At 54.7% G+C, this 24,387-nt stretch carries 27 protein-coding genes; 14 read left to right on the top strand and 13 right to left on the bottom strand.

The window, feature by feature from the left end; translation table 11 throughout:
• Positions 1-139: 139 nt before the first annotated feature.
• Positions 140-835: a DsbA family oxidoreductase gene (locus L971_RS12390; RefSeq protein ID WP_024369758.1), complete on the bottom strand. Its 696-nt coding sequence runs from the start codon at positions 833-835 to the stop codon at positions 140-142.
• Between the two features lie 86 nt (positions 836-921).
• Positions 922-1,566: a hemolysin III family protein gene (locus L971_RS12385; protein ID WP_024369759.1), complete on the bottom strand. Its 645-nt coding sequence runs from the start codon at positions 1,564-1,566 to the stop codon at positions 922-924.
• Positions 1,567-1,691: 125 nt separating this feature from the next.
• Between L971_RS12385 and L971_RS12380 the strand changes: the two genes are divergently transcribed.
• Positions 1,692-2,216, top strand: coding sequence for a DUF1836 domain-containing protein (locus L971_RS12380; protein ID WP_024369760.1), 525 nt, complete (start codon positions 1,692-1,694; stop codon positions 2,214-2,216).
• 43 nt (positions 2,217-2,259) lie between these two features.
• Here the strand turns inward: L971_RS12380 and L971_RS12375 are convergent, their stop codons facing one another.
• From L971_RS12375 to L971_RS12365, 3 genes are all read right to left on the bottom strand, one after another.
• The gene (locus L971_RS12375) at positions 2,260-2,538 is read right to left on the bottom strand and encodes a hypothetical protein (protein WP_024369761.1); all 279 of its coding nucleotides are present in this window, start codon (positions 2,536-2,538) and stop codon (positions 2,260-2,262) included.
• A 103-nt stretch (positions 2,539-2,641) separates the two neighbouring features.
• The gene (locus tag L971_RS12370; protein WP_047376130.1) at positions 2,642-3,475 is read right to left on the bottom strand and encodes an aldo/keto reductase; all 834 of its coding nucleotides are present in this window, start codon (positions 3,473-3,475) and stop codon (positions 2,642-2,644) included.
• 61 nt (positions 3,476-3,536) lie between these two features.
• Positions 3,537-4,448 carry an MBL fold metallo-hydrolase gene (locus tag L971_RS12365; protein ID WP_029335710.1) on the bottom strand — a complete coding sequence of 304 codons (912 nt, stop codon included), beginning with the start codon at positions 4,446-4,448 and terminating at the stop codon, positions 3,537-3,539.
• A 365-nt stretch (positions 4,449-4,813) separates the two neighbouring features.
• Between L971_RS12365 and abc-f the strand changes: the two genes are divergently transcribed.
• The 3 genes from abc-f (at position 4,814) to L971_RS12350 (ending at position 8,304) form a co-directional block, all read left to right on the top strand.
• Complete coding sequence (gene abc-f, locus L971_RS12360; protein WP_047376128.1) at positions 4,814-6,454, top strand: ribosomal protection-like ABC-F family protein; 1,641 nt, start codon at positions 4,814-4,816, stop codon at positions 6,452-6,454.
• 66 nt (positions 6,455-6,520) lie between these two features.
• Positions 6,521-7,285 (top strand): hypothetical protein, encoded by a 765-nt coding sequence (locus tag L971_RS12355; RefSeq protein WP_047376126.1) that lies wholly within the window; start codon positions 6,521-6,523, stop codon positions 7,283-7,285.
• Between the two features lie 113 nt (positions 7,286-7,398).
• Positions 7,399-8,304 (top strand): cation diffusion facilitator family transporter, encoded by a 906-nt coding sequence (locus L971_RS12350; RefSeq protein WP_024369766.1) that lies wholly within the window; start codon positions 7,399-7,401, stop codon positions 8,302-8,304.
• Between the two features lie 42 nt (positions 8,305-8,346).
• On the opposite strand, the gene L971_RS12345 is transcribed toward L971_RS12350, so the two are convergent.
• The 3 genes from L971_RS12345 to L971_RS12335 all read right to left on the bottom strand — a co-directional run bounded on the left by L971_RS12345 (position 8,347) and on the right by L971_RS12335 (position 10,990).
• A complete protein-coding gene (locus L971_RS12345) occupies positions 8,347-9,486 on the bottom strand; it encodes an alcohol dehydrogenase catalytic domain-containing protein (protein WP_024369767.1) in 1,140 nt (379 codons plus the stop codon).
• A 105-nt stretch (positions 9,487-9,591) separates the two neighbouring features.
• A complete protein-coding gene (locus L971_RS12340; protein ID WP_047376121.1) occupies positions 9,592-10,449 on the bottom strand; it encodes a metallophosphoesterase in 858 nt (285 codons plus the stop codon).
• 127 nt (positions 10,450-10,576) lie between these two features.
• Positions 10,577-10,990, bottom strand: a complete 414-nt coding sequence (locus tag L971_RS12335) for an organic hydroperoxide resistance protein (RefSeq protein WP_047376120.1) — start codon at positions 10,988-10,990, stop codon at positions 10,577-10,579.
• 117 nt (positions 10,991-11,107) lie between these two features.
• On the opposite strand from L971_RS12335, the gene L971_RS12330 reads away from it, so the two are divergent.
• Together L971_RS12330 and L971_RS12325 are read left to right on the top strand one after the other, a co-directional pair.
• Positions 11,108-11,554, top strand: a complete 447-nt coding sequence (locus L971_RS12330; protein ID WP_024369770.1) for a MarR family winged helix-turn-helix transcriptional regulator — start codon at positions 11,108-11,110, stop codon at positions 11,552-11,554.
• Between the two features lie 23 nt (positions 11,555-11,577).
• On the top strand, positions 11,578-12,510 hold the full coding sequence (locus L971_RS12325) for a CAP domain-containing protein (protein WP_024369771.1): 933 nt from the start codon (positions 11,578-11,580) through the stop codon (positions 12,508-12,510).
• Between the two features lie 12 nt (positions 12,511-12,522).
• Here L971_RS12325 and L971_RS12320 read toward each other — a convergent pair whose 3' ends face one another.
• Both L971_RS12320 and L971_RS12315 read right to left on the bottom strand, forming a co-directional pair.
• Positions 12,523-12,975 carry a hypothetical protein gene (locus L971_RS12320; RefSeq protein WP_047376119.1) on the bottom strand — a complete coding sequence of 151 codons (453 nt, stop codon included), beginning with the start codon at positions 12,973-12,975 and terminating at the stop codon, positions 12,523-12,525.
• A gap of 53 nt (positions 12,976-13,028) precedes the next feature.
• Positions 13,029-13,502, bottom strand: coding sequence for a glutathione peroxidase (locus tag L971_RS12315; protein WP_024369773.1), 474 nt, complete (start codon positions 13,500-13,502; stop codon positions 13,029-13,031).
• A 158-nt stretch (positions 13,503-13,660) separates the two neighbouring features.
• Between L971_RS12315 and L971_RS12310 the strand changes: the two genes are divergently transcribed.
• A complete protein-coding gene (locus L971_RS12310) occupies positions 13,661-14,179 on the top strand; it encodes a VanZ family protein (protein WP_024369774.1) in 519 nt (172 codons plus the stop codon).
• A gap of 290 nt (positions 14,180-14,469) precedes the next feature.
• On the top strand, positions 14,470-15,789 hold the full coding sequence (locus L971_RS12305; protein WP_029335696.1) for a murein hydrolase activator EnvC: 1,320 nt from the start codon (positions 14,470-14,472) through the stop codon (positions 15,787-15,789).
• A 31-nt stretch (positions 15,790-15,820) separates the two neighbouring features.
• Here the strand turns inward: L971_RS12305 and L971_RS12300 are convergent, their stop codons facing one another.
• The 3 genes from L971_RS12300 to L971_RS12290 all read right to left on the bottom strand — a co-directional run bounded on the left by L971_RS12300 (position 15,821) and on the right by L971_RS12290 (position 18,184).
• Positions 15,821-16,018, bottom strand: coding sequence for a hypothetical protein (locus L971_RS12300; RefSeq protein WP_024369776.1), 198 nt, complete (start codon positions 16,016-16,018; stop codon positions 15,821-15,823).
• 43 nt (positions 16,019-16,061) lie between these two features.
• Positions 16,062-16,907 (bottom strand): GNAT family N-acetyltransferase, encoded by an 846-nt coding sequence (locus tag L971_RS12295; protein WP_047376117.1) that lies wholly within the window; start codon positions 16,905-16,907, stop codon positions 16,062-16,064.
• A gap of 62 nt (positions 16,908-16,969) precedes the next feature.
• Complete coding sequence (locus L971_RS12290) at positions 16,970-18,184, bottom strand: dicarboxylate/amino acid:cation symporter (RefSeq protein WP_029335691.1); 1,215 nt, start codon at positions 18,182-18,184, stop codon at positions 16,970-16,972.
• A 210-nt stretch (positions 18,185-18,394) separates the two neighbouring features.
• Between L971_RS12290 and zapA the strand changes: the two genes are divergently transcribed.
• From zapA to L971_RS12260, 6 genes are all read left to right on the top strand, one after another.
• Complete coding sequence (gene zapA, locus L971_RS12285; protein ID WP_024369779.1) at positions 18,395-18,616, top strand: cell division protein ZapA; 222 nt, start codon at positions 18,395-18,397, stop codon at positions 18,614-18,616.
• 8 nt (positions 18,617-18,624) lie between these two features.
• On the top strand, positions 18,625-19,161 hold the full coding sequence (locus tag L971_RS12280) for a CvpA family protein (RefSeq protein WP_024369780.1): 537 nt from the start codon (positions 18,625-18,627) through the stop codon (positions 19,159-19,161).
• 69 nt (positions 19,162-19,230) lie between these two features.
• On the top strand, positions 19,231-20,940 hold the full coding sequence (gene polX, locus L971_RS12275; RefSeq protein ID WP_047376114.1) for a DNA polymerase/3'-5' exonuclease PolX: 1,710 nt from the start codon (positions 19,231-19,233) through the stop codon (positions 20,938-20,940).
• The gene (locus tag L971_RS12270) at positions 20,941-23,295 is read left to right on the top strand and encodes an endonuclease MutS2 (protein ID WP_024369782.1); all 2,355 of its coding nucleotides are present in this window, start codon (positions 20,941-20,943) and stop codon (positions 23,293-23,295) included.
• A gap of 7 nt (positions 23,296-23,302) precedes the next feature.
• Positions 23,303-23,719 carry a DUF350 domain-containing protein gene (locus tag L971_RS12265; RefSeq protein ID WP_029335689.1) on the top strand — a complete coding sequence of 139 codons (417 nt, stop codon included), beginning with the start codon at positions 23,303-23,305 and terminating at the stop codon, positions 23,717-23,719.
• Between the two features lie 140 nt (positions 23,720-23,859).
• A complete protein-coding gene (locus L971_RS12260; protein ID WP_156111533.1) occupies positions 23,860-24,330 on the top strand; it encodes a hypothetical protein in 471 nt (156 codons plus the stop codon).
• Positions 24,331-24,387: the final 57 nt, after the last annotated feature.

Here is a 24,387-nt window from a genome sequence, read left to right as displayed (position 1 = left end):
AACCGTGGCTAATCAAAGCACGGCCTTCCCAAGAAGCTCCCACTTCAGGTTGCGAAGCAAGCAAGTGGTGAGTAGTTCACGTTAACTAAAAAGCATTCATCCACATATGGGCGAATGCTTTGCTTTTGTTCGTTTTACATCAGATATCACAGTTGTCGTCCGTGCACGTCGCACCGCCCGAAATCACTTGAAGCGTCGGTGCCGATTCGGCCCACGTCTTCTCGAGCACTTGTGTGAACGCCTCGGTCGGTTGCGCGCCAGAGACGCCGTATTTATTGTCGAAGACGAAGAACGGGACGCCAGTGATACCGAGATCGCTCGCGCGCTTCTCTTCGGCGCGCACTTCTTCCGTGTACACGTCTGACGCGAGCACGTCTTTCACGGCGTCCGCATCGAGTCCGACACTTGTCGCGATCTCGACGAGGACGTCATGGTCGCCGATATGTTTCGCGTCGACGAAATACGCCTTCAGGAGCGCTTCCGACAATGCCTTCTCTTTGCCGACCGTCTTCGCATAGTGCGTCAACCGGTGCGAGTCGAGCGTGCCCGTGACGACCATGTTGTCAAAATCGTAATCGAGACCGACCGTGCGAGCTTGGGCCGCGACTTGCGCCGTCGTCGTTTTCGCCTGCTCGAGCGGCATGCTGTATTTCTTGGCGAGCACTTCATAAATCGAGCGCGAATCCGTCGTCGGGGCGTTCGGATCGAGCTCAAAGCTCTTGAACTCCACCTCGACGTTGTCCGCGTGCGGGAACTGTTCGAGTGCTTCTTCTAAACGTCGCTTCCCGATATAACAGAACGGGCAGACGTAGTCTGACCAAACTTGAATTTTCATCATCATCCCTCCTAACATGAGTGTAGGATGTCTTGAAATCGAAGTAAACGAAACTGCTCAACAAAAAAAGCCCTCACGAGGAGGGCTCAAAAGACATACCAGAACACGCAGACGAAGTGGGCGAAGCTGCCGAACAAGATGAACAAGTGGAACACCTCGTGGAAGCCCCAACCGCGCCAGTTGACGAACTTTGGTTTGAATCCGTAGATGAGGCCGCCAATCGTATACATGACGCCACCGAGGATCAACCAGAAGATGCCGGCGTCGCCGATGACGCTATGGAGCGGCCCGATGAAGAACACCGATAACCAACCCATCCCGATATAAAGTGCCGTCGACAAGAAGCGCGGCGCGTGGAACCAGACGAGTTTGAAGATGATGCCGAACAAGGCGAGGGCGTGCACCGTGCCAAACAACACCCAACGCGTCGGACCTTCGAGCGCGAGCAAGGTGAGCGGCGCGTACGTCCCGGCGATCAACGCATAAATCATCGCATGATCGATTCTCCGGAAGAAAGCGATCACGTTCGGCGAGGCGATGATGCTGTGGTAAAGGCCGGACGATAAGTATAAAAACACGAGACTGATGCCGAATAAAATCGCCGCCATAATAGCGAGCGGCTCCCCGAGCATCGATGCTTTCACCGTCATCGCAATCAACGCGACGAATGCGAGCACGGCCCCAGCTAAATGGGTCAATGCGTTAATCGGTTCCCGAAAAATCGAATTCATGTAAAACACTCCTTATCACATCATGTAGTATTCATAACTACATGATAAGCTGAACACATGAAAACAACAAGGTTTTTGTTTCGACAAATCTGGTTTATTCGTATACTAAAGGAGAGGTGATGTAGATGAAGCCGACCGATATCGTCCAGACGGAAGGGACGCTGCCGAAGCAGGTGCTCCCGACGATCGACTTATATATGGACCAAGTCATTCAACTGTTCGAGCAACATTACGGAAAGATGAAGCGCGACGAGACCGAGACGATTTTGACGAAGACGATGATCAACAACTATGCCAAAGGCAAGCTGTTCCATCCTGTCAAAAACAAGAAGTATACGAACGAGCACTTGATGCTGCTCAGCTTGATCTACGAGATGAAGGGGTTACTTTCAATCAATGACATCAAAGAGACGCTCCGGCCGTTGAACGAGTCGGACGAGGAATTCTCGCTCGAGGACTTCTATGACGCGTATCAAGTCCAGAAAGTGCAAAACATGCAGGCGTTCGAGGCGCAGGCCGAGACGCTTCTCGCCAACGTGCGGACGAACGAGACGAACGGCATCCAACAGTCGCTCGCCATCGCCTCGGCTGTCCATATGAGTCATTTGTTCCAACGGCTCGCTGAACAGTTGATTGATGAAGGTAAATGAAAAATGCCCCTTAGAATCCGATTGGAGTCTAGGGGGCATTTCGTCATTTCAGGCGTTCGCGCTCAAAGCGCTCGCCCTTGTTGTAGAGCGTTACGACGAGAAGTGGCGCCGCGTAACTGATCGTGACGACGAAGACCACTGGCCAAAATGTATGTTGGTCATAGAAGAGGTTCGAGAAAACATAACTGAGTGCGGCGACGATGACGACGTGGACGAGTGGATGAAGCTGTCTAAACAGCGCATTGAGCACACTACTGATGAATACGGTCAAAATGGAAAGCATGAACAGGCCGAACAGAATCAACATCCACATGAGGTCCATACGTCACCGCCTTTTAGTCATTAATATATTTCTCGAACACGTCATCGATATCGCTGAAGCCGATCAAGTCGGAAGCTCGTTTTTTGAACAGTTCCATCTCTTCTCAATAATGGATTTTATGCATCTCGTTCGGGTCGGACCCGGTCCGTTCGTCTCGGTTCAGCCCGTCGATCGTTGCCATGTCCTCTTTCGTCAACGTGAAGTCGAACACTTGGATATTCTCTTGAATCCGGCTCGGTGTGATCGATTTCGGAATGACGGCGACACCGTTCTGTAAGTGCCAGCGCAAGATGACTTGGGCCGGTGACTTGCCGTGCTTCGTCGCGATGTCCGTGATGACCGGGTCAACGAGCGCCTCACGGCCCTTCATGAGCGGGCTCCACGCCTGGATTTGGATGTCATATCGTTTGCAGAACGCGATCAACTCTTTTTGGGACAAGTATGGGTGAATCTCGACTTGGTTCACGGCCGGCACGATCGAGCACGATTGGATGATCTGTTCGAGGTGGCTGACCTCGAAGTTCGAGACGCCGATGGCCCGTACTTTGCCTTCTTCGTAAAGTTGTTCGAGCGCTTTGTACGTCTCGACGAACTTACCAAAGCGCGGCATCGGCCAATGGATCAAAAATAAGTCGACATAGTCGAGGCCGAGCCGGTCGAGACTGTCTTGGAACGCCTGGAGCGCCTCGTCAAACCCGTGGTACTCGTTCCAAAGTTTCGTCGTCACGAAAATCTCTTCACGCGGGACGTTCGATTCACGAATCGCGCGTCCGACGCTCTCCTCGTTCTGATAGATGGCGGCCGTGTCGATCAATCGGTAGCCGGCGTCAAGCGCCGCCTTCACCGTATCGACCGTCACGGAACCGTCCTCGACCTTGTACACGCCGAGGCCGAGCATCGGCATCGATACATCATTGTTAAGTGTTGTCCATTCCATATTGATTCCCTCCCTATCACTTCTAACGTTACCGAAATTCGGTCGAAAGTGAAAGTGAAAGCTACAGCTGAATGCTTTCTCCGTGCGCTTTGATCACGATTTGGTCACGGTCTAGTTTCGCTGCGGCGACGAGTCGTGCGTAAGGCTCCTCGACCGGCTCGTACGACAAGACGAACGTGTCCCAATGCATCGGGAAGAACCGTTTCGCCCCGCTCTGTTTGAACATCGTCCACGCCTGTTCCGGTGTGCAATGCGCTTCTTGGAACGAGTCGGGCTGATAGGCGCCGATCGGGAAGAAGGCGAGGTCGATCGGCTCTTTGCTCGCGAGGCCGTTGAACGATTCGGTATAGGCCGTGTCACCGGCGAACAGCATACGGACGCCTTTATATTTCAAGACGTAGCCGTTATACCCCATATGTTTGTCCCATGGGAAGCGGTTGCCCCAGTGGGCGACCGGGATCGCTTGCACGTTGAGCCCGTTCGCAAGCGTCAACTTGTCGTGCGGGTGCATCTCGAGCGTCTGCAGGCTCGGATATTTGCGTAACAGCTTGCTCGTTCCCGGGGCCGAGATGACGACCGTGTCGCGGGTGATGAGCCGTTTCAAACTTTTATGGTCGAAGTGGTCCATGTGGGCGTGGCTGAGCAAGATGACGTCGACATGCCCGATTTCTTCAATCGACAGGGCAGGGGCGGTATGCCGCTTCATCCCGAACGTGACGGGACCGAGGTGGACGCCGATCCGGTTTGAGAATACCGGGTCGGTCAAAATCTTCAGACCGTACCAATGGATGAGCACGGTCGAATGGCCGATCCACGTGGCGCTGACGCTCGTCTCGTCGAGAGAGGACAAGTCAGGCTTGATGGTCGGGCGTTTGAACTCGGGTCGTGGTAACTTTTGTTTCAATCGCGTATAGAAGAACGTACCGACGCTCGCCAACACGGCGCTCGGGACGAGCAGGTTTCGAAGTCTCATATCATTCACCTCATCAATCTAAGATGGTTTCATCATACCGCTCGCACGTCGAACCCGCATCAGCCCGAAGCCGTAGAAACGATGGGAGATTATGGTCCGGGCCTTGCGAATCCGCTTTCAATTTGGTACGGTGGCAGTAGATTAGGAAAGGAAGGTACCGCGCGCCATGAAAAAGTCACACTCACTTAAACGATGAAACGAATCATCACTGTTCGCACGAACAGTCACGGGTGAAGTGTGTCCAATTTCAAGCCGCGGGGGTGACCCTTTTTTTCGCTTGACCGGAGCTCTTCACACCATCGCTACATGCGGATGGTGTTTTTTGTTTCATCGCGTATCGGACCAATAAGCGAGGTGAAACAAGTATGTTATCCATTCAACAAGTCCGGTTCGATCACGACCGGCAACCCTTATTTGACGGCGTCTCCTTCGAGGTGGCGCCAAACGAACGGGCCGTGTTATTCGGGACGAACGGGTCCGGGAAGACGACGCTCTTCCAATTGATTGTCGGGAAACTCGTGCCAGAAGCGGGGAAGGTCGATGTACGAGGCACGATCGGCGTCGTCGAACAGACGGTGTTGGAAAATGACTCGACCGCACTCGAGTACGTCATGCGAGGCGACCTTGAACGTTATCCGCTCTATGCGGCCGTCACGTCGGGTGACACGCAACGAGTGCTTTCCGTGTACGACAAGGCGCTAGCGGCCGATGTCTTCGGGCTCGAGGACGAAGCGAGACGAGCGCTCAAACAACTCGGCCTCGAAGCACACGAGACGAGCCGACTGCGCGAACTGAGCGGGGGCGAACAGACGCGCGTTCAGCTGGCGCGACTGACGATGCGTCGCGTCGATGTCGTTCTGCTTGACGAGCCGACGAACCATCTCGATATCGATTCGATCGAGTGGTTGACCGAATGGGTCAACGCGTTCGACGGGACGGTGCTCGCCATCTCCCACGACCGACAATTCATCGACGATATTGCCACCGTCATCCTCGAGTTAGAAGAGGGGCGTGTCACACGTTACCCGGGAAATTATACGGCGTACACGGCTCAAAAACGAGAAGAACAACGACGTGACGCACGCGATCATGCCCGTTACGTGGCACGGAAGTCGGAACTGCTCGATATGATTCATCGATACAAGGGCTGGCATTTGAGAGCGAAAGCGACGGCGAGCGTCAGAAGTCCCGGTGCCCAAAAAGGGGCAGCGAACCTTGCCGTCAAAATGAAGGCGAGGGAACGAAAACTGGAACAGCTCGAGACGGCGCGTCCTGACAAGCCGAAAGAGGCGACCCATATCCACGTCCGGTTCCAGACCGATCCGCTCGAGGCGAGCGCGTGGCTGTCATTCGATGACGTCTCGTTTGGCTATGGGCGTCCGTTGTTCGAACGGCTCTCGTTCACGATCAACCGCGGCGACCGCATCTCGATCGTCGGACCGAACGGTTCAGGCAAGACGACGCTCTTGAAACTGATCACCGGTGAGCTCGTCCCGGCATCGGGAAACGTGACGCGGCACCCGAGATTGAAGATCGGCTATTTTTCGCAGACGCTCGCCAAATTACCGGACGATGGGACTTTGCTCGACGCCCTGCTCGCCGAAAGTGACATCCCAGAGACGGAAGCGAGGACGCTCCTCGCCCACTTCTTGTTTCGGCGCGACGAAGTGTATAAGCCGATTCGTGAAGCGAGCATGGGGGAGAAGTGTCGCATCGCCTTCCTCATCCTCTACTTCTCGGACGCGCACTTGCTAGCCCTCGATGAACCGACCAACTATTTGGACGTGGCGACGCGTGAGCAAATCGAGACCGCACTTGAGGTGTACCGGGGCGGGTTGATTCTCATCTCGCACGACCGTACGTTCCATCGATTGACCGACCGGGTCATCGAGCTCGGGGAGACGGTGAAGGTCCATGCGAAGGAGACGGGTCCGCCGGTCGACGTCGACGCCGCGCTCCGCACGATCGAGGCGCTCGCGAATGAGGAACAAAAATTTTTCGACTAGGCAGGAAACGTATTACCGTTTGACGAATCCGAACAGATGAGACGAAACGAGTAGGGGTGGAAAATCATGAAGGAAGAAGTTCGGGCATCACGGGCCGCATCGCGGAAGCGCAAACGGTTATTTAGATCGTTGACGGCGTTCGTATTGATCGCATCTTTGGTCGGGGTGATCGCGTTGGCGGCACTCATGGATTCGAAGAAAAAGGAGACGGCGTTACCGCAGTCAGACGACATCGCTACCGAGATGGTCGGCGCGGAGTCTGAAGACGAGCCGGCGGTCGAGGAAGAAACAGAAGACGTCGTCTATATCGAGGCCCCGTATACGAAAGTGTACGCGGACGACCGGGCGACCGTCGTCTATGAAGCCGACCTTGGCGACCGCTATGAGCGGCTCGAGACGGTAAGCGGCTTCGTCAAGCTGCAGCTGAATGAACGGATGACAGGGTGGGTGACCGAAGACCGGGTGACGACCGCGACGACGTCACAATCGGACGAGGACATCAAATCGGCGTGGCAACAAGTGTTGCCGACAGCATCCGAATCGGCGCTCGACTTGCTCGGTAAAGACCGCGAGTCTATCCGATCGACGCTCGGCGCACCAAAAGCGGTGCAGCGTGACCAAGTGAACGAGTACCACTTCTACGACGGCTACTTCCTCATGATGCGCGATGGTCGAGTGAAGGCGATCGACTGGGACCGTCAGACTGTAGCGACACCAGACGCGACGGCGGCGAGCGAACAGCCTTCCGGCAGTTGGTACGAAGGGGAGACGGTGCAATTGAAGCTGTTCCCTTACAGCGGCATCATGCGGGTCCGCCTTGAACAAAAGTAACGATGCGACGTTGATGGGGATTCCTGTCAGCGTCGTTTTTCGCGCTAACAATCAAATGAACATTTGAATGTTTAAGGTGAGAGGAATATAATGAAGGAAAGGGAGGGAGTCATATGTCGGGACATGATCATCACGGACACGACCATCACCACCATACGACGAATCAACGGGCACTGTTCTGGGCGTTCGTGTTGATCGCGACGTTCATGGTCGTCGAAGTCATCGGAGGGTTGTGGACGAACAGTCTCGCTTTGCTATCGGACGCCGGACACATGCTCGGCGATGCCGCGGCGCTCGGCCTCAGTTTCCTCGCCGTCCGCTTCGGGGCGAGACGGGCGACGCCGGATCGGACGTTCGGTTATCGGCGCTTCGAGATATTAGCGGCGTTCGTGAACGGGTTGACGTTGCTCGTCATCTCCATCTATATCATCATCGAGGCGTATAAACGCCTGTTCGCACCACCTGAGATCATGAGTGAAGGTATGCTCGCGATCGCGGTCATCGGCTTGCTCGTCAATGTGCTCGCGGCGTGGATCTTGATGCGGGGCGAGCGGGACAACTTGAACGTGCGGAGTGCGCTCTTGCACGTGTTCGGCGATTTGCTCGGTTCGGTCGGGGCCATCACGGCGGCGCTCCTCATCCTGTTGTTCGGTTGGACGCTCGCCGACTCGATCGCGAGCGTGTTCGTCGCCGTCCTCATCTTGATCAGCGGCTATCGGGTCACGCGTGACGCCGTCCATATATTGATGGAAGGGGCGCCGGCGGAAGTCGACGTCGTCGCGATGCAACAAGACTTGATGACCGTCGCCGGCGTGGAAGAGGTCCATGACTTGCACGTCTGGTCGATCACCTCGAACGAATTCGCCGTGACGTGTCACGTTTTGATCGGCGAGGCGACCGATGACCAGGAAGTATTGCACGAGGTGACGGACCGTATGAAGCGGTTCGGCACGTTCAAACGTTCGACCGTCCAAATCGAACGGGCATCCCAGTGCTGTGAGGAACGGACGATTTGGTAAACAACAAGCGGTCCCTGAGGTTTGTCTCGGGGACCGCTTTCGTTATGGCTTCAAGACGACTTTGACGCAGTCGTCGAGATGGTCGTTAAAGATTTTATATGCGTCCGCCGCCTGATCGAGCGGCATCCGGTGCGTGATGATGTCGGTCGGGTCGAACTTCTTGTCGACGATCATTTGGAACAGCTCAGGCATATAGTGGATGACCGGCGCTTGGCCCGTCTTGATGCTGACGTTACGTGTGAAAAAGTCACCGAGCGGGAATTGATTATAGTTCATCGCGTATATTCCGGTCAGCTGAACCGTCCCGAACTTCCGGACCGCTTCTTTGGCGACTTTGATGGCGCTGAGCGTCCCGCCTTGGACCATCAATTTCTGTTCCACTTTCTCGATCGGCGACATTTTGCCGTCGAAGCCGACACAGTCGATGACGACGTCGGCCCCACCGTTTGTGATCTCATAAATGTATTTCCCGGTGTCGATCGGGTCTTTCATGAGCACCGTCTCGACGTTGTTCGACAGTTTCGCCCGATTCAAGCGATACAGCTCAGGATCGACGGCGATGACGCGCTTGGCGCCCCGGACCCAGGCGAGCTTCTGCGTCATGAGCCCGACCGGTCCAGAACCGAGGACGACGACCGTGTCGCCTGCCTTCATGCCGGAACTTTCCAAGCTCCACCAAGCGGTCGGGATGACGTCGGACAAGAAGAGCAACGCCTCGTCCTCGAGCTCACACGATTCGGGAATGACGAGCGGCATGAAGTTACCGTACGGGACTTTCAAATATTCGGCTTGGCCGCCCGGATGGTTACCGAACTGCTCCGTGAAACCAAAGTAGCCGCCCGCGTCCGTATGCGGAGCGTGGTTCGAGTTGTCGCATTGGCTCTCCATCTCGTTCTCGCAGTAGAAACAATGCCCACACGAGACGTTGAACGGCAAGACGACACGGTCGCCCTTTTTCACTTTCGTCACGTCCGGACCGACTTCTTCGACGATGCCCATCGGCTCATGGCCGATGACGTAACCGTGCCGGGTCGGCATGTTGCCTAAGTAGATGTGCAAGTCCGAGCCGCAGATGGCCGTCGAGGTGATTTTGACGATAATCTCCTCTCGGTTCTCGATTTCCGGGTCTTTCACGTCCTTCACTTCGATGTTCTTTGCACCTTGGTACGTCACTGCACGCATACGTTCATTCCTCCTTTTTCAAAAAACGGGTCAATCACAACACGTGTACTGTACCCGCTTCCATTCTTTCTGAATCTAAAAAATGGAGGAAATAGGAAAAGGGACTCACGGAGGAGTCCCGGTGCCAATCACGTCGATGACGACGATCTCGGGTGGATTGAAGATGCGTGGCACGCTAATCCTATAGTTGAAACCGCGGCCGATGACGTGGTCGAACGTCTCGTGTTCATACAGCCCGCCAGCATATTTTGGGAAGAACCCTTGATCTGGGGCGTACAGACCGTTCATCACATAAGGAATCCGGACTTGTCCCCCGTGGGCATGGCCGGACAAGACGAGATCGAACGGGAGTGCGGCGTATATTTCGACTTGTTCGGCCCGGTGAGACAGCAACAAGCTGAACGTCTCGTCCGTGTCGATGTCGGCGAGCGCCGTCAACACATCTTGCTCCCAGCTCCCATAAAGATCTTCGGCGTACGTCCGGAGTGGGTCTTCCGCGCTTCCGATGATGAGATCGATTCCGTTGATTGTCACGGTTTCCGCCTCGTTCTCGAGGACGACGACCCCGTGAGAGCGGAACACGTTTTTAACGTCGTGCCGGACGTAGTCGTCCGATTCGTCGATCTCATGGTTGCCGGTCACGAAGTAAATCGGGACGTATCCTTCAAGCCCTTTGATGAGATCGAAGGCGGCATCCGGTGGCCGATTGCGGTCGAGCATATCACCCGGCAGCGCGATGAGGTCGGGTTCTTGCTCTTTCACCTTGTCGATCAAAGCGCTCTGTTCCTTCCCGTACGAATACCCGTGCAAGTCAGAGAGGAGGACGATACGGAGCGACTGGCCGGCTTCAAGTTTGTCCGTCGACACGTCGTACGTGCGGACGACGAGTCCGTTATAAAAGGCGGCGGCTAAAAATGAGGCGACGATGATGAGTATGATGTATTTACGTTTTTGTTCGAACATATCGTCCCTCCTCGTCTCTTCGGTTCTTTTATTCTACTCGGAGTCGGGGCCGGAAGCAAAGAATCGTCAGGCATTCGGCGAACATTGTTTCGTGAAAAAACCCCGCTCGGCAAGGAGCGGGGGGAGGTCAGGCTGCTTTCGCTGTAAGAGTGACGTCGACGTTGCCGCGCGTCGCTTTCGAATACGGACACACTTGGTGTGCCGCTTCGACGAGCCGGTCAGCTGTGTCTTGGTCGACACCTTTGATCTCGACTTCAAGTTCAACAGAGATGAAGAAACCTTCCTCGTTCTGGTTGAGCGTGACGTGGCCTGTGACGCTCGTCCCGTCCGTCTTGACACGTTCTTTGCCGATGACGAGGTTCAAGGCGCTACCGAAGCAAGCCGCGTAGCCGGCTGCGAACAGTTGCTCAGGGTTCGTCGACTCGTCCGCTTGTTTCGAGCCTGGCATCGCGACGTTCAAGTCGATGACACCGTCCGTTGATGTGACGCGACCTTCGCGGCCACCAGTGGCTGTTGCAGAAGCTGTGAATAATGGTTTCATGATTCATTTCCTCCGTTTCGTTTTTAACAATTGTATTGTGCACAATTTAATTATAAGGCAGTCAAATGAATGTGCAAATGATATGCTTGGTCTAAGACTACAGCCGGAGGAAATAATATGAAAAGTTCGTTAACATTAGAGCATCAAATCTGTTTTCAACTCTACACCGCATCGAAAGAGCTCACTCGCTTGTACCGGCCAATCCTCGCCCCATTGAACCTGACGTACAGCCAATACTTGGTCATGCTCGTGTTATGGGAAGAGGACGGCATCGACATGAAACAGCTCGGTGAACGGCTCACACTCGACTCGGGAACGTTGTCGCCGCTCGTCAAACGGTTGATGCAAATCGATTATGTCGAGAAAGTACGGGCGACCGACGATGAGCGCCGTGTCCTCTTGACATTGACCGAGTCTGGCCGCACGTTGCGTGAGCAGGCGGAAGAGGTGCCGCTCAAAGTGAGTGGTATGCTGAACATAGATGAAGCGACATACGTCGACTATATGAAGGTGCTCATCGACATCAAATCGCGCTTGAAAGCGTTCGGTGAGCAACAAGGGTAAGGTTTTCCACGAAAGGAGTCAACATGTTCCGTAAACTCATCATCTTATTGATGGCGATCGGTGTCTATGCCGCTTGGAAGTACGAGGTGCCGAACGTGTCGGCGCCGACGAGCGTCCAAGTGAAGTCGGATGCCGTAGAAGAAGCAGGTGAGACGGAAGACGTCGCCACCGACGCGCCCCGTTTCGCTAGCCAATACGCCGGGAACGACTGGTATTTGCTCGAACGAAACGGTGACCGCGCACTCGAGTTGATTGACGCCGACGGTGCGAAGAAAGGGTTTTATCAGTTCGAGACGGGTACCACGTATGAAGGGCTCATTCTCGATGAGACGACCCGCCAGGACGTCGAACGGATCGGCTTCGACCCGGTGCGCTCGTACGACAAAGGGATGCGCCGCTACTTGATCCCGGACGACCCGTCGTTCTCGGTGTATGCGATCAACGGCAGCTACGTGACGTTTTTCTTTGACGAACACGATGGCGACAAGTTGAAAGCCGTCCTCGCCGTCGACCGTCGTGTCGAGGAGTCGAGCGACGGGTACTACGGGGACGTCTCGGCAGAAGGAACGGTCGCCAACGAGACGCTCATGCGCCTGCTCATGAACTGGGACCGTCAGAAGTTCGGTTTGTCAGCGCTCGCCGACTATGAACCGCTGCTCCCGGTCGTCCGCGCCCACAGTGAGAACATGGCGGAGAACAATTTCTTCAGCCATACCGATCCGGAAGGACGGGACCCGTTCGAGCGGATGAACGAGTACGGCCTTACGTATTCGGTCGCCGGGGAGAACTTGGCAATGGGTCAGATGAGCGTTTTTCACGCCCATTGGGGGCTCATGAACTCGCTCGGCCACCGCGAGAACATCTTGAAGCCCGATTTCAGCCACGCCTCGGTCGGGCTCGTCTACAATGACGACAATAGCCCGTTCTATACGATCAACTTCATCACGCCACGCTAAAAAACAGGAAGGTCACCGTTCGTTCGGCAGACCTTCCTGTTTTTCTGGTTGGAGCGGCTTTAAATACTTATCTGATAACCCGAACGACATCATGACACCGAACGAGACGAGAAACGTGAACGGCCAGCTTGGTTCGACGTAGACGGCCGTCAAGTAGGCAGCCGTGGCGACGAGCACGCCGAACAGTTGCAAAGCGATGAAGCGACGGACGTATGCGGACGAGCTGTGCTTTAAATAGACGCCGCTCGACACAATGAGGTCGACGAATAGGATTGTCAGGACACCGAGGTAAAGGACGAGCAACGGGTTTGATGTCCACGCCTCAGGCAGCCAGTTCGGGTTCGTTTCCGCGTAGCCCATCGTTTGGTCCGCCTCTTGGAAGGCGAGCTCGAGGCCGAGAAACAAGATAGCAAAAAATGCGATGGTGCGGACGACGTTACGTCGACGTGTATACGTATGAAACATGAATCCCATCCCCCTTTCTGTACGTTACGATCGGAGGATGGGACTGGTTTCATTTAAATCAATTTTTTGACGGCTTTTTCGATTTCATCAGGCGTCGTCTGCGGCGAGAAGCGCTCGATGACGTTCCCTTGCCGGTCGACGAGGAACTTCGTGAAGTTCCATTTGATCGCTTTCGAGCCGAGCAGTCCCGGCGCTTCTTTCGCTAAGTATTGGAAGAGCGGGTGGGCGTCTTTGCCGTTGACGTCGACTTTAGCGAACATCGGGAACGTCACGCCGTAGTTCAGTTGGCAAAACTCATTGATCTCTTCGTTCGTCCCTGGGTCTTGGTTGCCGAACTGGTTGCACGGAAAGCCGAGAATTTGGAGTCCCTTGTCTTTGTATTGCGCATACAATTTTTCAAGGCCATCGAGTTGCGGCGTGAACCCGCATTTGCTCGCCGTGTTGACGATCAACAGTACATCCCCCTCGTAATTCGACAACGGTTGGAGCTTACCGCTCATATCGGCGGCTTCGTAATGGTAGATCATGTTGATTCCCCCTTTTTTTCATTATATCAATCCCGTTTTATGGATTCGACTTTGAATCGGTTGTCCGCAATCAATTTGTCACGAAACGATGATGTCGCTGTTACAATGAAATGTGGAGAAACTCTTATAATGAAAGTCTTGAAGAAAGGAACGGTGTTATGTACATATTGAAAAATGAATTTATTTGGATCACCATCATTCTCGTCGGCTTGTTCTTCTCGAGCTCGACGCCTTATTCGGATCAAAGCATCGTCTCGCCGCTCGAACGGTTCGACTGGGGCTGGGCCGAGCCGGCGCTCGAAAGCGTCGACTTCGATTATGCGGGTAGCCCGGTCTCGCTCGAAGCGAAAGGAACGGTCGGCTTGATCGAATTCCTCATCCGAAAAGCGGCGCACTTCACGATTTTCTTCATCCTTGGGGCGCTCTTTGTCAAAGCAGTGTCTCGCGTCCGTCTCCATGCCGGACTCATACTCCTGTTCGCTTGGACGCTTGCCAATACGGTCGCCGTCTACGATGAGTTCCACCAAAGTTTGACGCCGGAACGGACACCGCTCATCCAAGATGTCGTCTTGGATAGCGTCGGTGCGTTGTGCGGGGTATTGCTCGTCGGAGGCATCTATTTGGCGAAACGAAAAGGGAAAAGACGGAGTCGGGCAGGATATATCGCGACTAGGTGAAACAAAAATGTGATAGGTTGTTATGTGAAAAGCGCTTCCACGAAGCGTTTTTCTTTTTTTATAAATCTTCTTTATGACAAGAAATCGAGAAAATCCCCTTATATACCCACGTTTTTTTAACGATAAAACCTAAATCAGGTCAATGTAATGCGAATGAAATATAAGTGTAAAATAACTTTAGGTTTAGATTGCTATAATGAGTCACAGGGCGAGAATGGTTCTCGTCATGAATCGACAAACATTGATCTATTATATATAGAAATTCACACGACTCAGCGGAGGGAAGCACATTGATCAACTTGAAGAAACTTGCGGCAACCGTCACTCTAGGGACTCTTCTTATCAGCGGCACGACTCCTGGTTTTGCGGCGTCACTCACAGACAAGCAAAAGAAAGTCCAGCAGCAGCAACAACAGAATAGTTCTGAACAGTCAAAGGCGAACTCATCGATTCAATCGCGTGAGCGAGCGATCAGCAAAGAGCAGCAAGAGATCAACAAGTTAGACGCTCAACTCCAAGAGGTCATCAACGACGTGGCTCAAAAGAAAGCTGAGATTCGTGCGACACAAGAAAAGATTAAAGAGCTTGAGGCTCAAATCAAAAAGTACGAAGCGAAAATGAAAGCTCAAGAAGAACTCATGAAAGAGCGCATGGCGACGATGCAAAAGAACGGCGGCACGTCGATCAACTGGGCGGAGTTCATCTTCGGTTCGAAAGACTTCGGCGACTTGATCACACGGATGATCACGGCCGGTACGATCCAAGAGAATGACAAGCAAATCTTCGAAGAGTATCAAGCGACGAAAGAGAAGCTCGCAGCTGCACAGGCGGAGCTCAAATCAGAGCGCGATGCCCTCGTCACACAAAAAGAGCAACTTGAAGAACGCAAAGCGGCACTCGACAAGAAAATGAAAGAGCGCGCAGCGAAAGTTAAAAAATTGAACGCTGAGAAAATCAAATTCGAATCGAAGTTGATGAGCTTGAAGGAAATGGAGTCGACACTCCAAGCCCAAGAAGCGTCAATCAAGGCTGAGATCGAAGCGCAACGTCGTGCGGCCGAAGAAGCGAAGCGCAAAGCAGAAGCTGAAGCGGCAGCGGCAGCGGCAGCAGCGAAGAAAAAGCAAGCTTCGAACGCAACCGCGTCTTCTTCATCGAGCGCAGCGGCAGCGACGCCAGCAGCGTCTGCTCCAGCGAGCGGTGGTATGTTCCAACGTCCGTCTGGCGGCCGTCTCACACAAGGATGGGGACCAGCGAGCGGAGTGAACGGTTATACGTTCCATAACGGTATTGACTTGGCTGCACCAGTAGGCACGCCGATTCGTGCGGCACAAACGGGTACGGTCACGACTGCAGGATGGGGCGGAGCTTACGGGAACCACGTCATCATCACACACGTCATTAACGGACAAGTGTGGACGACAGTATACGCTCACTTGAGCTCAGTGTCGGTCTCGGCCGGACAACGTGTCTCACAAGGCCAACATATCGGTGGCATGGGTAGCACAGGTAACTCGACAGGGTCACACCTTCACTTCGAGATCCACCGTGGCGGTTACTCGTACTCGTCTTCGAGCGCGGGCAACACGGTCAACCCAGCTTCATTCTTCTAATAACAGACAAAGTGATCGACGAACGCGTCGATCACTTTTTTGTTGCCCGGTAACTGATGAACGTCAACAAGGCGGCGCCGAGGACGCTCAACCAGAGCGTGTCCCAGTTCGGGTCGTCAAGGACGCTCATGCCGCCGACGATCATCATATAAGCGACGACCGAGCCGATGAGCATGGTCGCTACGACGAGACGGACCCGTTTCGGGATTTGATTCCACCAATGCCTCATAAAAAATCGCCTCCACCTATTAGTATAGGGGAGGCGGAGCGATTCATCTAGCGAGTCGGATCCAAGAAGATTCCATGATCGGTTCATAGCCGACTTCTTGATAGATCTTGTTCGATGTCGGATTGGTCAAATCGGTGTAGAGCGTACAAAAGCGTTTTGTCTTCAATAGCTCGCGGCTGAGCTCAGCGACGATGGAGCGGGCGTAGCCGTTCCCACGCCGCTCGGGAACGGTGTAGACGAACGAGACGGTGACTCCGTTCTCGGTCGGCCTTGAACGTTTCGCGCATGAGACGGGTGTGCCGTCGACTTCCCAAATGACGGCGTCGTCGTTCTCGATCATCATAGTGACGGTACGGACGACTTTCTCCGTCTCGGAAGGGTCAAGTCCCGAATCTCGTTCGAAGGCGCGATACCAGTCCTCTAACAGTGCTTGATCGTCTGTCGTCGCATGGCGCATCGTCCCTTCGGCCATCATGATCTCGTTCACGCGCTCGAGCCGGTACAGCCCTTGAGCCATAAATGGCGAGACGTCTCGTCCTGTATGTTCGCGCCAGAGCGTGGCGAACGTCTCGGCGTGGACTCGTTCCGACACGATTTCGGTGAATGGGATGTCCTGTTCCAGTAATGCCGGAATGGTCGTTAAGTGAACTTCTCGCGCATGTGAGGCGTCCACGATGATGTAGTTGAGAGGATGCGGGGGCGTGACTTGCATGATGGCGAGCAGCTGCCCGTCGTCCTCGACCGTCAGCTGGTGATATGTAGGGTAGACGCCGCGCTGGATGTTACCGAGGATGCCGATCATCAGACTGTGCTCAGCTTCTCGCTTCATCAATTCCGGCAAGACGCGCTCTGCGAATGCATCGGGATTGGTCCAAACCTTGAATTCCATTCCGGTTTCCCCCTTGTATGTATGAAAAACGGGCAAACCGTTAGGCTTGCCCGTTGAGCACGTTATGCGATTTCTTCGCGTGCTTTTGGATCGTCGAGAAGTTTCGTATGACGTTTGAAGTAGTGGACGATTTTCGCGATGGCACCGTCACCTGTGACGTTCGTCGCTGTACCGAAGCTATCTTGCGCCAAGTAGAGCGCAATGACCAAGCTTTGCATCGTCGCGTCGAAGCCGAGGATCGAGCCGAACAGTCCGAGTGAGGCCATGACGGCTCCACCAGGGACACCTGGTGCCGCGATCATCGTGACGCCTAGGGCGAGGATGAACGGGAGTACGATCGCGTATGACATCGGCATGCCGTTCAAGTACATGAGCGCGACACCGACCGATGTGAGCGTGATCGTCGAACCAGACAAATGGATCGTCGCACAGAGTGGAACGACGAAGTTGGCAACGCCTTCGTCGACGTTGTTCGCTTTCGCTTGGCGAAGCGTGACCGGGATCGTTGCTGCCGATGATTGCGTCCCGATGGCTGTGAAGTAAGCCGGCATCATCGTTCTGAGCAACTTGAGCGGGTTCTCTTTGTTGAGGCCGCCTGCGATCGAGTATTGAATCATGAGCATCGTCGCATGAAGGACGATGATCGTGACGAAGACGAGCGAGAACACCGAGAGGATCTCGGCGACTTGACCGGCGTACGTCATGTTCATGAAAATTCCGGCGATGTGAATCGGTAAGAGTGGAATGATGACTTTGCTGATGACAAGTTCAATGATATCGCGGAAGTCCATGGCAAGGTCGAGTGAGCGCTTGCTTTCAATCGCGGCAATCCCGATTCCGATCACGAAAGCGAGGACGAGCGCGGTCATGACACCGAACACGGGTGGAATCTCGAAGTTCAAGAATCCGCTAAGTAGTGCTTCTTCTGGGTTTTCAGCTGACGCCGTATCGCGAGCCAAGATTTGCGGGAACAAGTTGCTCGTCGCAAAGTAAGCGAGCGTACCGGCGACGATTGTCGACAAGTAAGCGATGACGGCCGTCAAGCCGACAAGTTTGCCGGCACCTTTTCCGAGCTCCCCGATGCCCGGGATGATGAAGGCGAGAATGATGAGTGGGATAGCGAAGCCTAAGAACTGTCCGAAAATCGTGTTGAACGTGACGAACGTCCGTACAATCCAGCTCTGGCTTTCTGGTACGAGGCTACCGATTAAAATACCAAACGCGATAGCGATGATGATGCGACCTAGAAGGCCAATTCGTAATTTCAAATAAATCATCCTTTCTAAATGTTTGAATTGTTGCTATTTTCGCACATTTCCAGCGCGGTTGCCACCCTATCTTTTCATTTTCAACAAAGATTGACGTTTGACAACTTTGAAATAGGGTAACATAAATTGTTGTCGCATAAAAGGAAGGGGCTTCTTCTTTTCCTAATATACAATCGATGTTATGATTAATTTTGAATAGACGTAAAGGAGGGGTGACGCGTGCAGGTACAACGAACAACGATCCACATCGCGGGTCAAGATTATACGATTGTGAGCGAGGAGCCAGCCGATCATGTGAGGGAAGTGGGCTTTCTCGTCGATAGTAAGATCCGTGAGATTCGTGAACAGTCCCCTCATTTAGACGCTCGTCAGGCGGCGGTTCTCGCGGCCATTCAAATCGCGAGCGATCACGTCAAATCTAAACGAAATACGGGAGAATAAATTACTATATGGTTACTCTACTTATACTGTTTTTCTTGTTTATCGGAATCGTCAACGGTTTCCGCCGTGGGGCGATTCTACAGCTCGGCCACTGGGTCGCGCTCATCATCAGTTTTATCGTCGCCAACGCCTATTACCGGGACCTCGCCGAAGCGTTCAAACTATGGATCCCATATCCGTCGCAACTTGACGGGACGCTCCCAGGCGGTGTGCTCGACTTGAACTCGCTCTCAGGGATCGAGATGACGTTTTATAACGTCTTCTGGTTCGTCGTCTTGTTCGTCATCACGAAACTCGTCTTGCATCTCATCTTGTCGATGCTCGACTTCTTGACGGACTTGCCGATCTTGCGTCAATTGAAAGGGATCATCGGTGCCGTTCTCGGATTTTTCGAGTCGTACGTCATCACGTTCTTCATCCTTTGGGTGATCGCGTTCGTCCCGATGGCCGGTGTACAAAACGCCGTCGACAACTCGTCGCTTGCGACGTTCATCATTCAAGATACACCGTATCTTTCGGAATGGTTCTCGAATAAGATGCTGTGACACGACAGGCCGGAATGCAAGCAAGTGCTTGTGTCTCGGCCTTTTCTGTATGGATAAGGGGGAAAAGTTATGAATAAAGTTGAAGCGATGATGCTGCTCGAAAAGATCGCACAATACATGGAAATCAAGGGTGAGAACCCGTTCAAAATCAACGCCTTCCGGAAAGCCGCGACGGCGCTCGAGAACTCAGAACTTGAACTCGATGAGATTGAGGACTTGACGACGATCCCAGGCATCGGCAAAGGCACGGCGGCCGTGCTCGAAGAATGGCGTGACACGGGGCGGAGCGAAGTGCTCGAGTCGCTCCAAGCAGAGATCCCGTTCGGTCTGATGAAATTACTCAAGATTCAAGGGCTTGGCGGCAAGAAGCTCGCGCAACTCCGTGAGATCGGTGTCGTCGACTTGGAATCGCTCATCCGCGTCCTCGAAGACGGGACGGCTTCCGAGCTCCCACGCTTCGGCGCGAAGAGCGTTGAGAAACTGCTCGCCGCGGCGAAAAACCTCGAGTCGCGCCCGGAACGCCTATCGTACGCGATGATGCGTCCGGTCGTCGAAGAAATCGAGACCGTGCTCGAAAACGAACCACTCGTCCTCCGTCATTCGGTCGGGGGCAGCTTCCGCCGGGCCGAAGAGACGTGTAAAGACTTGGACTTCATCATCGCGACCGAGGAACCGGTCGCCCTCCGGGACAAACTGCTCGAGCTCCCGTTCATCAATGAAGTCATCGCAGCCGGGGAAACGAAAGTATCGCTCGTCCTCGAACGCGAAGAGATGGTGTCGGTCGACTTCCGGATGGTCGAGCCGGGCGCATTCGCCGCGACGCTCCACCACTTCACCGGTTCGAAAGACCATAACGTCCGCATGCGCCAGCTCGCGAAAGCAAAAGGCGAGTCGATCTCCGAGTACGGCGTCGAGACGGCGGACGGCCTCTGGCAACCGGAGACGGAAGCGGAGCTGTTCGAGCGTTACGGCTTGCCGTTCATCCCGCCCGAGCTGCGGGCAGGAAACCTCGAGTTCGAGCACGACTTGTCGAAACTCGTCACACTCGACGACATCAAGGCCGACGCCCACATGCACACGGTCTGGTCGGACGGGAAGTTGACGGTCGACGAGCTCGTCGCGGCGATGAAAGCGCGCGGCTATGAATGGATCGCCATCACCGATCACGGCAAGTACATGACGTTCGTCAACGGCTTGACCGAGGAACGTCTCGAGGCGCAAGGGGAAGAGATCCTCGAAGCCGCGAAGAAGCACGACATGCACGTGTTGCGCGGCGTCGAGATGGATATCCGGCCTGACGGCACACTCGATTATGAGCCGGAGTTTTTAGCGACGCTCGATTACGTCGTCGCCTCGATCCACTCAAAGATGGACCAATCGGTCGACGAGATCATGTCCCGGCTCGAGAACGCCTGTCGTTCGCCTTACGTCAATGTCATCGCCCATCCGACGGGCCGACTCATCGGACGCCGTGACGGCTATCCGATCGACGAGGAGCGCTTGATCGCCCTCGCGAAAGAGACGGGCACGGCGCTCGAGTTGAACGCCAACCCGAACCGCCTCGATTTGACGGCCTCGACGCTGAAGAAAGCGAAAGCGGCCGGCGTCAAACTGATGATCAACACCGACACGCACCACCCGGACATGATGGAAGATATGGCGCTCGGCGTCTTGCACGCCCGTAAGGCCTATCTCGAACCGTCCGATATCATCAACTGCCTCTCGTTTAAGGACGCCAAGGCGTTCTTTGACGCGAAGCGACAGAAAGGAACATGCTAGATGGACCACGCATTACGCGTTTTAGAATATGAAAAACTACGCCAACAGCTCGCCGCCCACGCCGCGAGCTCGCTCGGGAAAGACCGGGCGCTCACGATGCAACCCGATTACTCATACGACCGGGTGCTCGCCAATTTGAACGTCACGAAGGAGGCGACCGAGGTCGTCCGTCTCCGTGACCGACTCCCGCTCGGTGGACTGACCGACGTCCGCGCCGAAGTGAAGCGGGCCGCCATCGGCTCGGTGCTCTCGACGAGCGAACTGCTCGCCGTCGCCGCCGTCATGTACAGCGGCCGGCAAGTGAAGAACTTCTTCGAGAAGCTCCACGAGGACAATGAGGACCTCCGTATCCCGCGCCTCGACGAGTATGCGGAGCGTTTGACGAAACTGATCGAAGTCGAGCAGTCGATTCGACACGCCATCGACGACCAAGGCACGGTCCAAGACTCGGCGAGCTCGCAACTGCGCGGCCTCCGGACGCAGCTCCGTAGCTTCGAGGGCAGCGTCCGCTCCCGCATCGACAACATCCTCCGCAACAACGCCAAGATGTTGTCGGACGCCATCGTCACGATCCGGAACGACCGTTACGTCGTCCCGGTGAAACAAGAGTACCGCCAAGCGTTCGGCGGGATTGTCCATGACCAGTCGGCTTCCGGTCAGACGCTTTTCATCGAGCCGCAGGCGATCGTCTCGATCAACAATGAGATTCAAGAAGTGCGTTTGAAAGAACGCGCCGAGATCGACCGCATCTTGAGCGAGCTGTCGAACCTTGTCGGCGGTGTCGCCGATTCGGTCGTGACGAACCTCGACGTGCTCGCCACGCTTGACTTCGTGTTCGCGAAAGTCGCGTACGGTCATGAGTTGAAGGCGACCGAGCCGAAGCTAAACGACGCCCGGGAAATCAAGTTGAAACAGGCGCGTCATCCGTTCATCCCTCGCGATGAGGTCGTCCCGATCACGGTCGAGCTCGGCGAGGATTACACGTCGCTCGTCATCACCGGTCCGAACACCGGCGGTAAGACGGTCACGCTCAAGACGATCGGTCTGCTTCAGCTCATGGTGCAGTCAGGTCTCTACGTGCCGGCCGACTTCGGGACGGAGCTGTCCGTGTTTGACGCCGTCTACGCCGATATCGGAGACGAGCAGTCAATCGAGCAGAGTCTCTCGACGTTCAGCTCGCACATGACGAACATCGTCAGCATGCTCGACAAGATCGACTTCATGTCGCTCGTCTTGTTCGATGAGCTTGGTGCCGGAACCGACCCGCAAGAAGGGGCCGCGCTCGCCATCGCCATCCTCGACGAAGTGAAGCGCCGTGGGGCCCGTGTGGCCGCGACGACGCACTACTCGGAATTGAAGGCGTACGCCTATAACCGGGAAGGCGTCATGAACGCATCGATGGAGTTTGATATCGAGTCGCTCAGCCCGACGTATCGTCTGTTGATCGGCGTGCCGGGACGCTCGAACGCGTTCGAGATCAGCCGTCGTCTCGGATTGTCTGACGACGTCATCGACAAGGCGCGGAGCCATGTCGGCACCGATGCCGAGTCGGTCGAATCGATGATCAACGAGCTCGAGTCGGCGAAACAACGCGCCGAGCAGCTCGAACAAGAATTGATCGTCAAGCGCCACGACCTTGAAGAAGAACAGGCGGCGTTCGAGGCGAAGATGACCGAGTTCGAGAAAGAACGCGACACGATGTATAGCGAGGCCGAGGCGAAAGCCGACAAGGCGGTCGAGCAGGCGAAGCGTCAAGCGAACGAAGTCATCGACCGTTTGAAGAAGCTGCGTGAGCAGGGCATCGTCAAAGAGCATGAGATCATCGCCGCGAAGAAAGAACTCGAATCGGCGAAACCGACGCTCCAAGATAAAAAGATCCAAAAAGTGAAACAAAAAGCGCAACAGAAACGTACGTTCAGTAAAGGCGAAGAAGTGAAAGTGACGACGTTCAATCAAAAAGGCTATATCGTGAACCAGATCAACGACAACGAGTACAACGTCCAGGTCGGGATCATGAAAGTGAACGTCAAAGCGGACGACCTTCAGAAAATCGGACCGTCGAAAGAGCAGCCGCTCAAAGCGAAAGGCAGCTCGTTGAAGCGCCAGAGCACGACGAAGTCGGAGCTCGATTTGCGCGGGGTCCGCGTCGAAGAAGGACTCTCACGCCTAGACAAATATATCGACGAGGCGCTCGTGTCGGGTTACGACAACGTCCGCATCATCCATGGGCTCGGTACGGGCGCGATGCGGCAAGCGACGCAAGAGTTCTTGAAAGGACATCGCCACGTGAAGAGTCAGCGTCCGGGCGGCATGGGCGAAGGTGGACTCGGGGTCACGGTCGTCGAGTTGAAGTGAGGACGAGATGCTATTGGGTAACGTAACGTTTAACGTCATGCTCGAGTCGTTCGGTCTGTATACGATCGCCGGGCTCATGATCGTCGTCGGGCTCGCCATCTTCGAGGTGACGACGCCGTACAGCAATTGGCGCGAGATTCAAAAAGGGAACATCGCCGTGGCGCTCGCGACGGGCGGGAAGGTTGTCGGTCTCGCCAACATCTTCCGTGTCGTCGAGAGCCACCACGATCGCATGGTCGACATTTTGGTCGGCGGGGGCTTCGGTTTCTTCTTGCTCCTCGTCACGTATTGGTTGTTTGAATTTTTGACCCCGTCCTTGAAGGTGAACGAAGAGATTGGGAAAGGGAACATCGCCGTCGGGCTTTTGGCGTTCCTCCTCTCGATTGGTGTCTCGCTCATCGTCGGTGCGGCGTTAGTGAGGTGAAGACATGGTATATGAACGATTAGCGAAGATTCTCTTCATCGGGGCCGGGTTGTTTTTAGTGGCAGCGGCACTGTGGTTTATCTTTTATTGAGGGAGAGCGACGTTTGCGGACGTCGCTTTTTTTGAAAGGGGGAAACGGTTTGGCCATCGATTTGAATTTTTTGATGACGACGGAGGACTACGTGCTCGATGTCGAGTCGTTTCAGATGAAAGGCGAGATGTACTATCCGCTCGAGTGGACGTGTTTCGGAGCGGAGGATGCGACGATGTTGTTGACGTGGGACGCGGAGCGCGACCGGATCCTCATCCGCTTTGAGCAATATGCCGTGTTTCTCGGGACGATCGAGGACCATAGCATGCACGAAGAAGGGCTACGCAATGCCTACCCCATCGTGAAGCTGAAGACGTCTCAATTCACGCGATTCGCCGCAGACACGATGTCGACAGAACGCGTCAACACGTACCGGGGGTCGTTGTCGCATTACGTGATCTGCACGGTCGAGCAAGAATTTCATGTCTTGGCGTATGAAGACCCAATCGTTAAAGACTTGGGGAAAGTCGGGGATACGGGTGTCGTTGTGACCGAAGTCAACGAGGTGGACGAATTTTGAGACGAGACGGCAAAGAGCGGGTAAAGGATAGCAGACAGGCTCGCTATCCACACGAAA

Source organism: Exiguobacterium sp. ZOR0005 (assembly GCF_000798975.1).
Taxonomy (GTDB): domain Bacteria; phylum Bacillota; class Bacilli; order Exiguobacteriales; family Exiguobacteriaceae; genus Exiguobacterium; species Exiguobacterium aurantiacum.
This window is presented reverse-complemented; position numbering and strand designations above follow the sequence as displayed.

What these genes read in the sequence shown, in the direction of transcription:
- L971_RS12390 (WP_024369758.1), bottom strand. Translation starts at nt 835, where the DNA reads ATGAAAATTCAAGTTTGGTCAGACTACGTCTGCCCGTTCTGTTATATC.
- L971_RS12385 (WP_024369759.1), bottom strand. Translation starts at nt 1,566, where the DNA reads ATGAATTCGATTTTTCGGGAACCGATTAACGCATTGACCCATTTAGCT.
- L971_RS12380 (WP_024369760.1), top strand. Translation starts at nt 1,692, where the DNA reads ATGAAGCCGACCGATATCGTCCAGACGGAAGGGACGCTGCCGAAGCAG.
- L971_RS12375 (WP_024369761.1), bottom strand. Translation starts at nt 2,538, where the DNA reads ATGGACCTCATGTGGATGTTGATTCTGTTCGGCCTGTTCATGCTTTCC.
- L971_RS12370 (WP_047376130.1), bottom strand. Translation starts at nt 3,475, where the DNA reads ATGGAATGGACAACACTTAACAATGATGTATCGATGCCGATGCTCGGC.
- L971_RS12365 (WP_029335710.1), bottom strand. Translation starts at nt 4,448, where the DNA reads ATGAGACTTCGAAACCTGCTCGTCCCGAGCGCCGTGTTGGCGAGCGTC.
- abc-f (WP_047376128.1), top strand. Translation starts at nt 4,814, where the DNA reads ATGTTATCCATTCAACAAGTCCGGTTCGATCACGACCGGCAACCCTTA.
- L971_RS12355 (WP_047376126.1), top strand. Translation starts at nt 6,521, where the DNA reads ATGAAGGAAGAAGTTCGGGCATCACGGGCCGCATCGCGGAAGCGCAAA.
- L971_RS12350 (WP_024369766.1), top strand. Translation starts at nt 7,399, where the DNA reads ATGTCGGGACATGATCATCACGGACACGACCATCACCACCATACGACG.
- L971_RS12345 (WP_024369767.1), bottom strand. Translation starts at nt 9,486, where the DNA reads ATGCGTGCAGTGACGTACCAAGGTGCAAAGAACATCGAAGTGAAGGAC.
- L971_RS12340 (WP_047376121.1), bottom strand. Translation starts at nt 10,449, where the DNA reads ATGTTCGAACAAAAACGTAAATACATCATACTCATCATCGTCGCCTCA.
- L971_RS12335 (WP_047376120.1), bottom strand. Translation starts at nt 10,990, where the DNA reads ATGAAACCATTATTCACAGCTTCTGCAACAGCCACTGGTGGCCGCGAA.
- L971_RS12330 (WP_024369770.1), top strand. Translation starts at nt 11,108, where the DNA reads ATGAAAAGTTCGTTAACATTAGAGCATCAAATCTGTTTTCAACTCTAC.
- L971_RS12325 (WP_024369771.1), top strand. Translation starts at nt 11,578, where the DNA reads ATGTTCCGTAAACTCATCATCTTATTGATGGCGATCGGTGTCTATGCC.
- L971_RS12320 (WP_047376119.1), bottom strand. Translation starts at nt 12,975, where the DNA reads ATGTTTCATACGTATACACGTCGACGTAACGTCGTCCGCACCATCGCA.
- L971_RS12315 (WP_024369773.1), bottom strand. Translation starts at nt 13,502, where the DNA reads ATGATCTACCATTACGAAGCCGCCGATATGAGCGGTAAGCTCCAACCG.
- L971_RS12310 (WP_024369774.1), top strand. Translation starts at nt 13,661, where the DNA reads ATGTACATATTGAAAAATGAATTTATTTGGATCACCATCATTCTCGTC.
- L971_RS12300 (WP_024369776.1), bottom strand. Translation starts at nt 16,018, where the DNA reads ATGAGGCATTGGTGGAATCAAATCCCGAAACGGGTCCGTCTCGTCGTA.
- L971_RS12295 (WP_047376117.1), bottom strand. Translation starts at nt 16,907, where the DNA reads ATGGAATTCAAGGTTTGGACCAATCCCGATGCATTCGCAGAGCGCGTC.
- L971_RS12290 (WP_029335691.1), bottom strand. Translation starts at nt 18,184, where the DNA reads ATGATTTATTTGAAATTACGAATTGGCCTTCTAGGTCGCATCATCATC.
- L971_RS12280 (WP_024369780.1), top strand. Translation starts at nt 18,625, where the DNA reads ATGGTTACTCTACTTATACTGTTTTTCTTGTTTATCGGAATCGTCAAC.
- polX (WP_047376114.1), top strand. Translation starts at nt 19,231, where the DNA reads ATGAATAAAGTTGAAGCGATGATGCTGCTCGAAAAGATCGCACAATAC.
- L971_RS12270 (WP_024369782.1), top strand. Translation starts at nt 20,941, where the DNA reads ATGGACCACGCATTACGCGTTTTAGAATATGAAAAACTACGCCAACAG.
- L971_RS12265 (WP_029335689.1), top strand. Translation starts at nt 23,303, where the DNA reads ATGCTATTGGGTAACGTAACGTTTAACGTCATGCTCGAGTCGTTCGGT.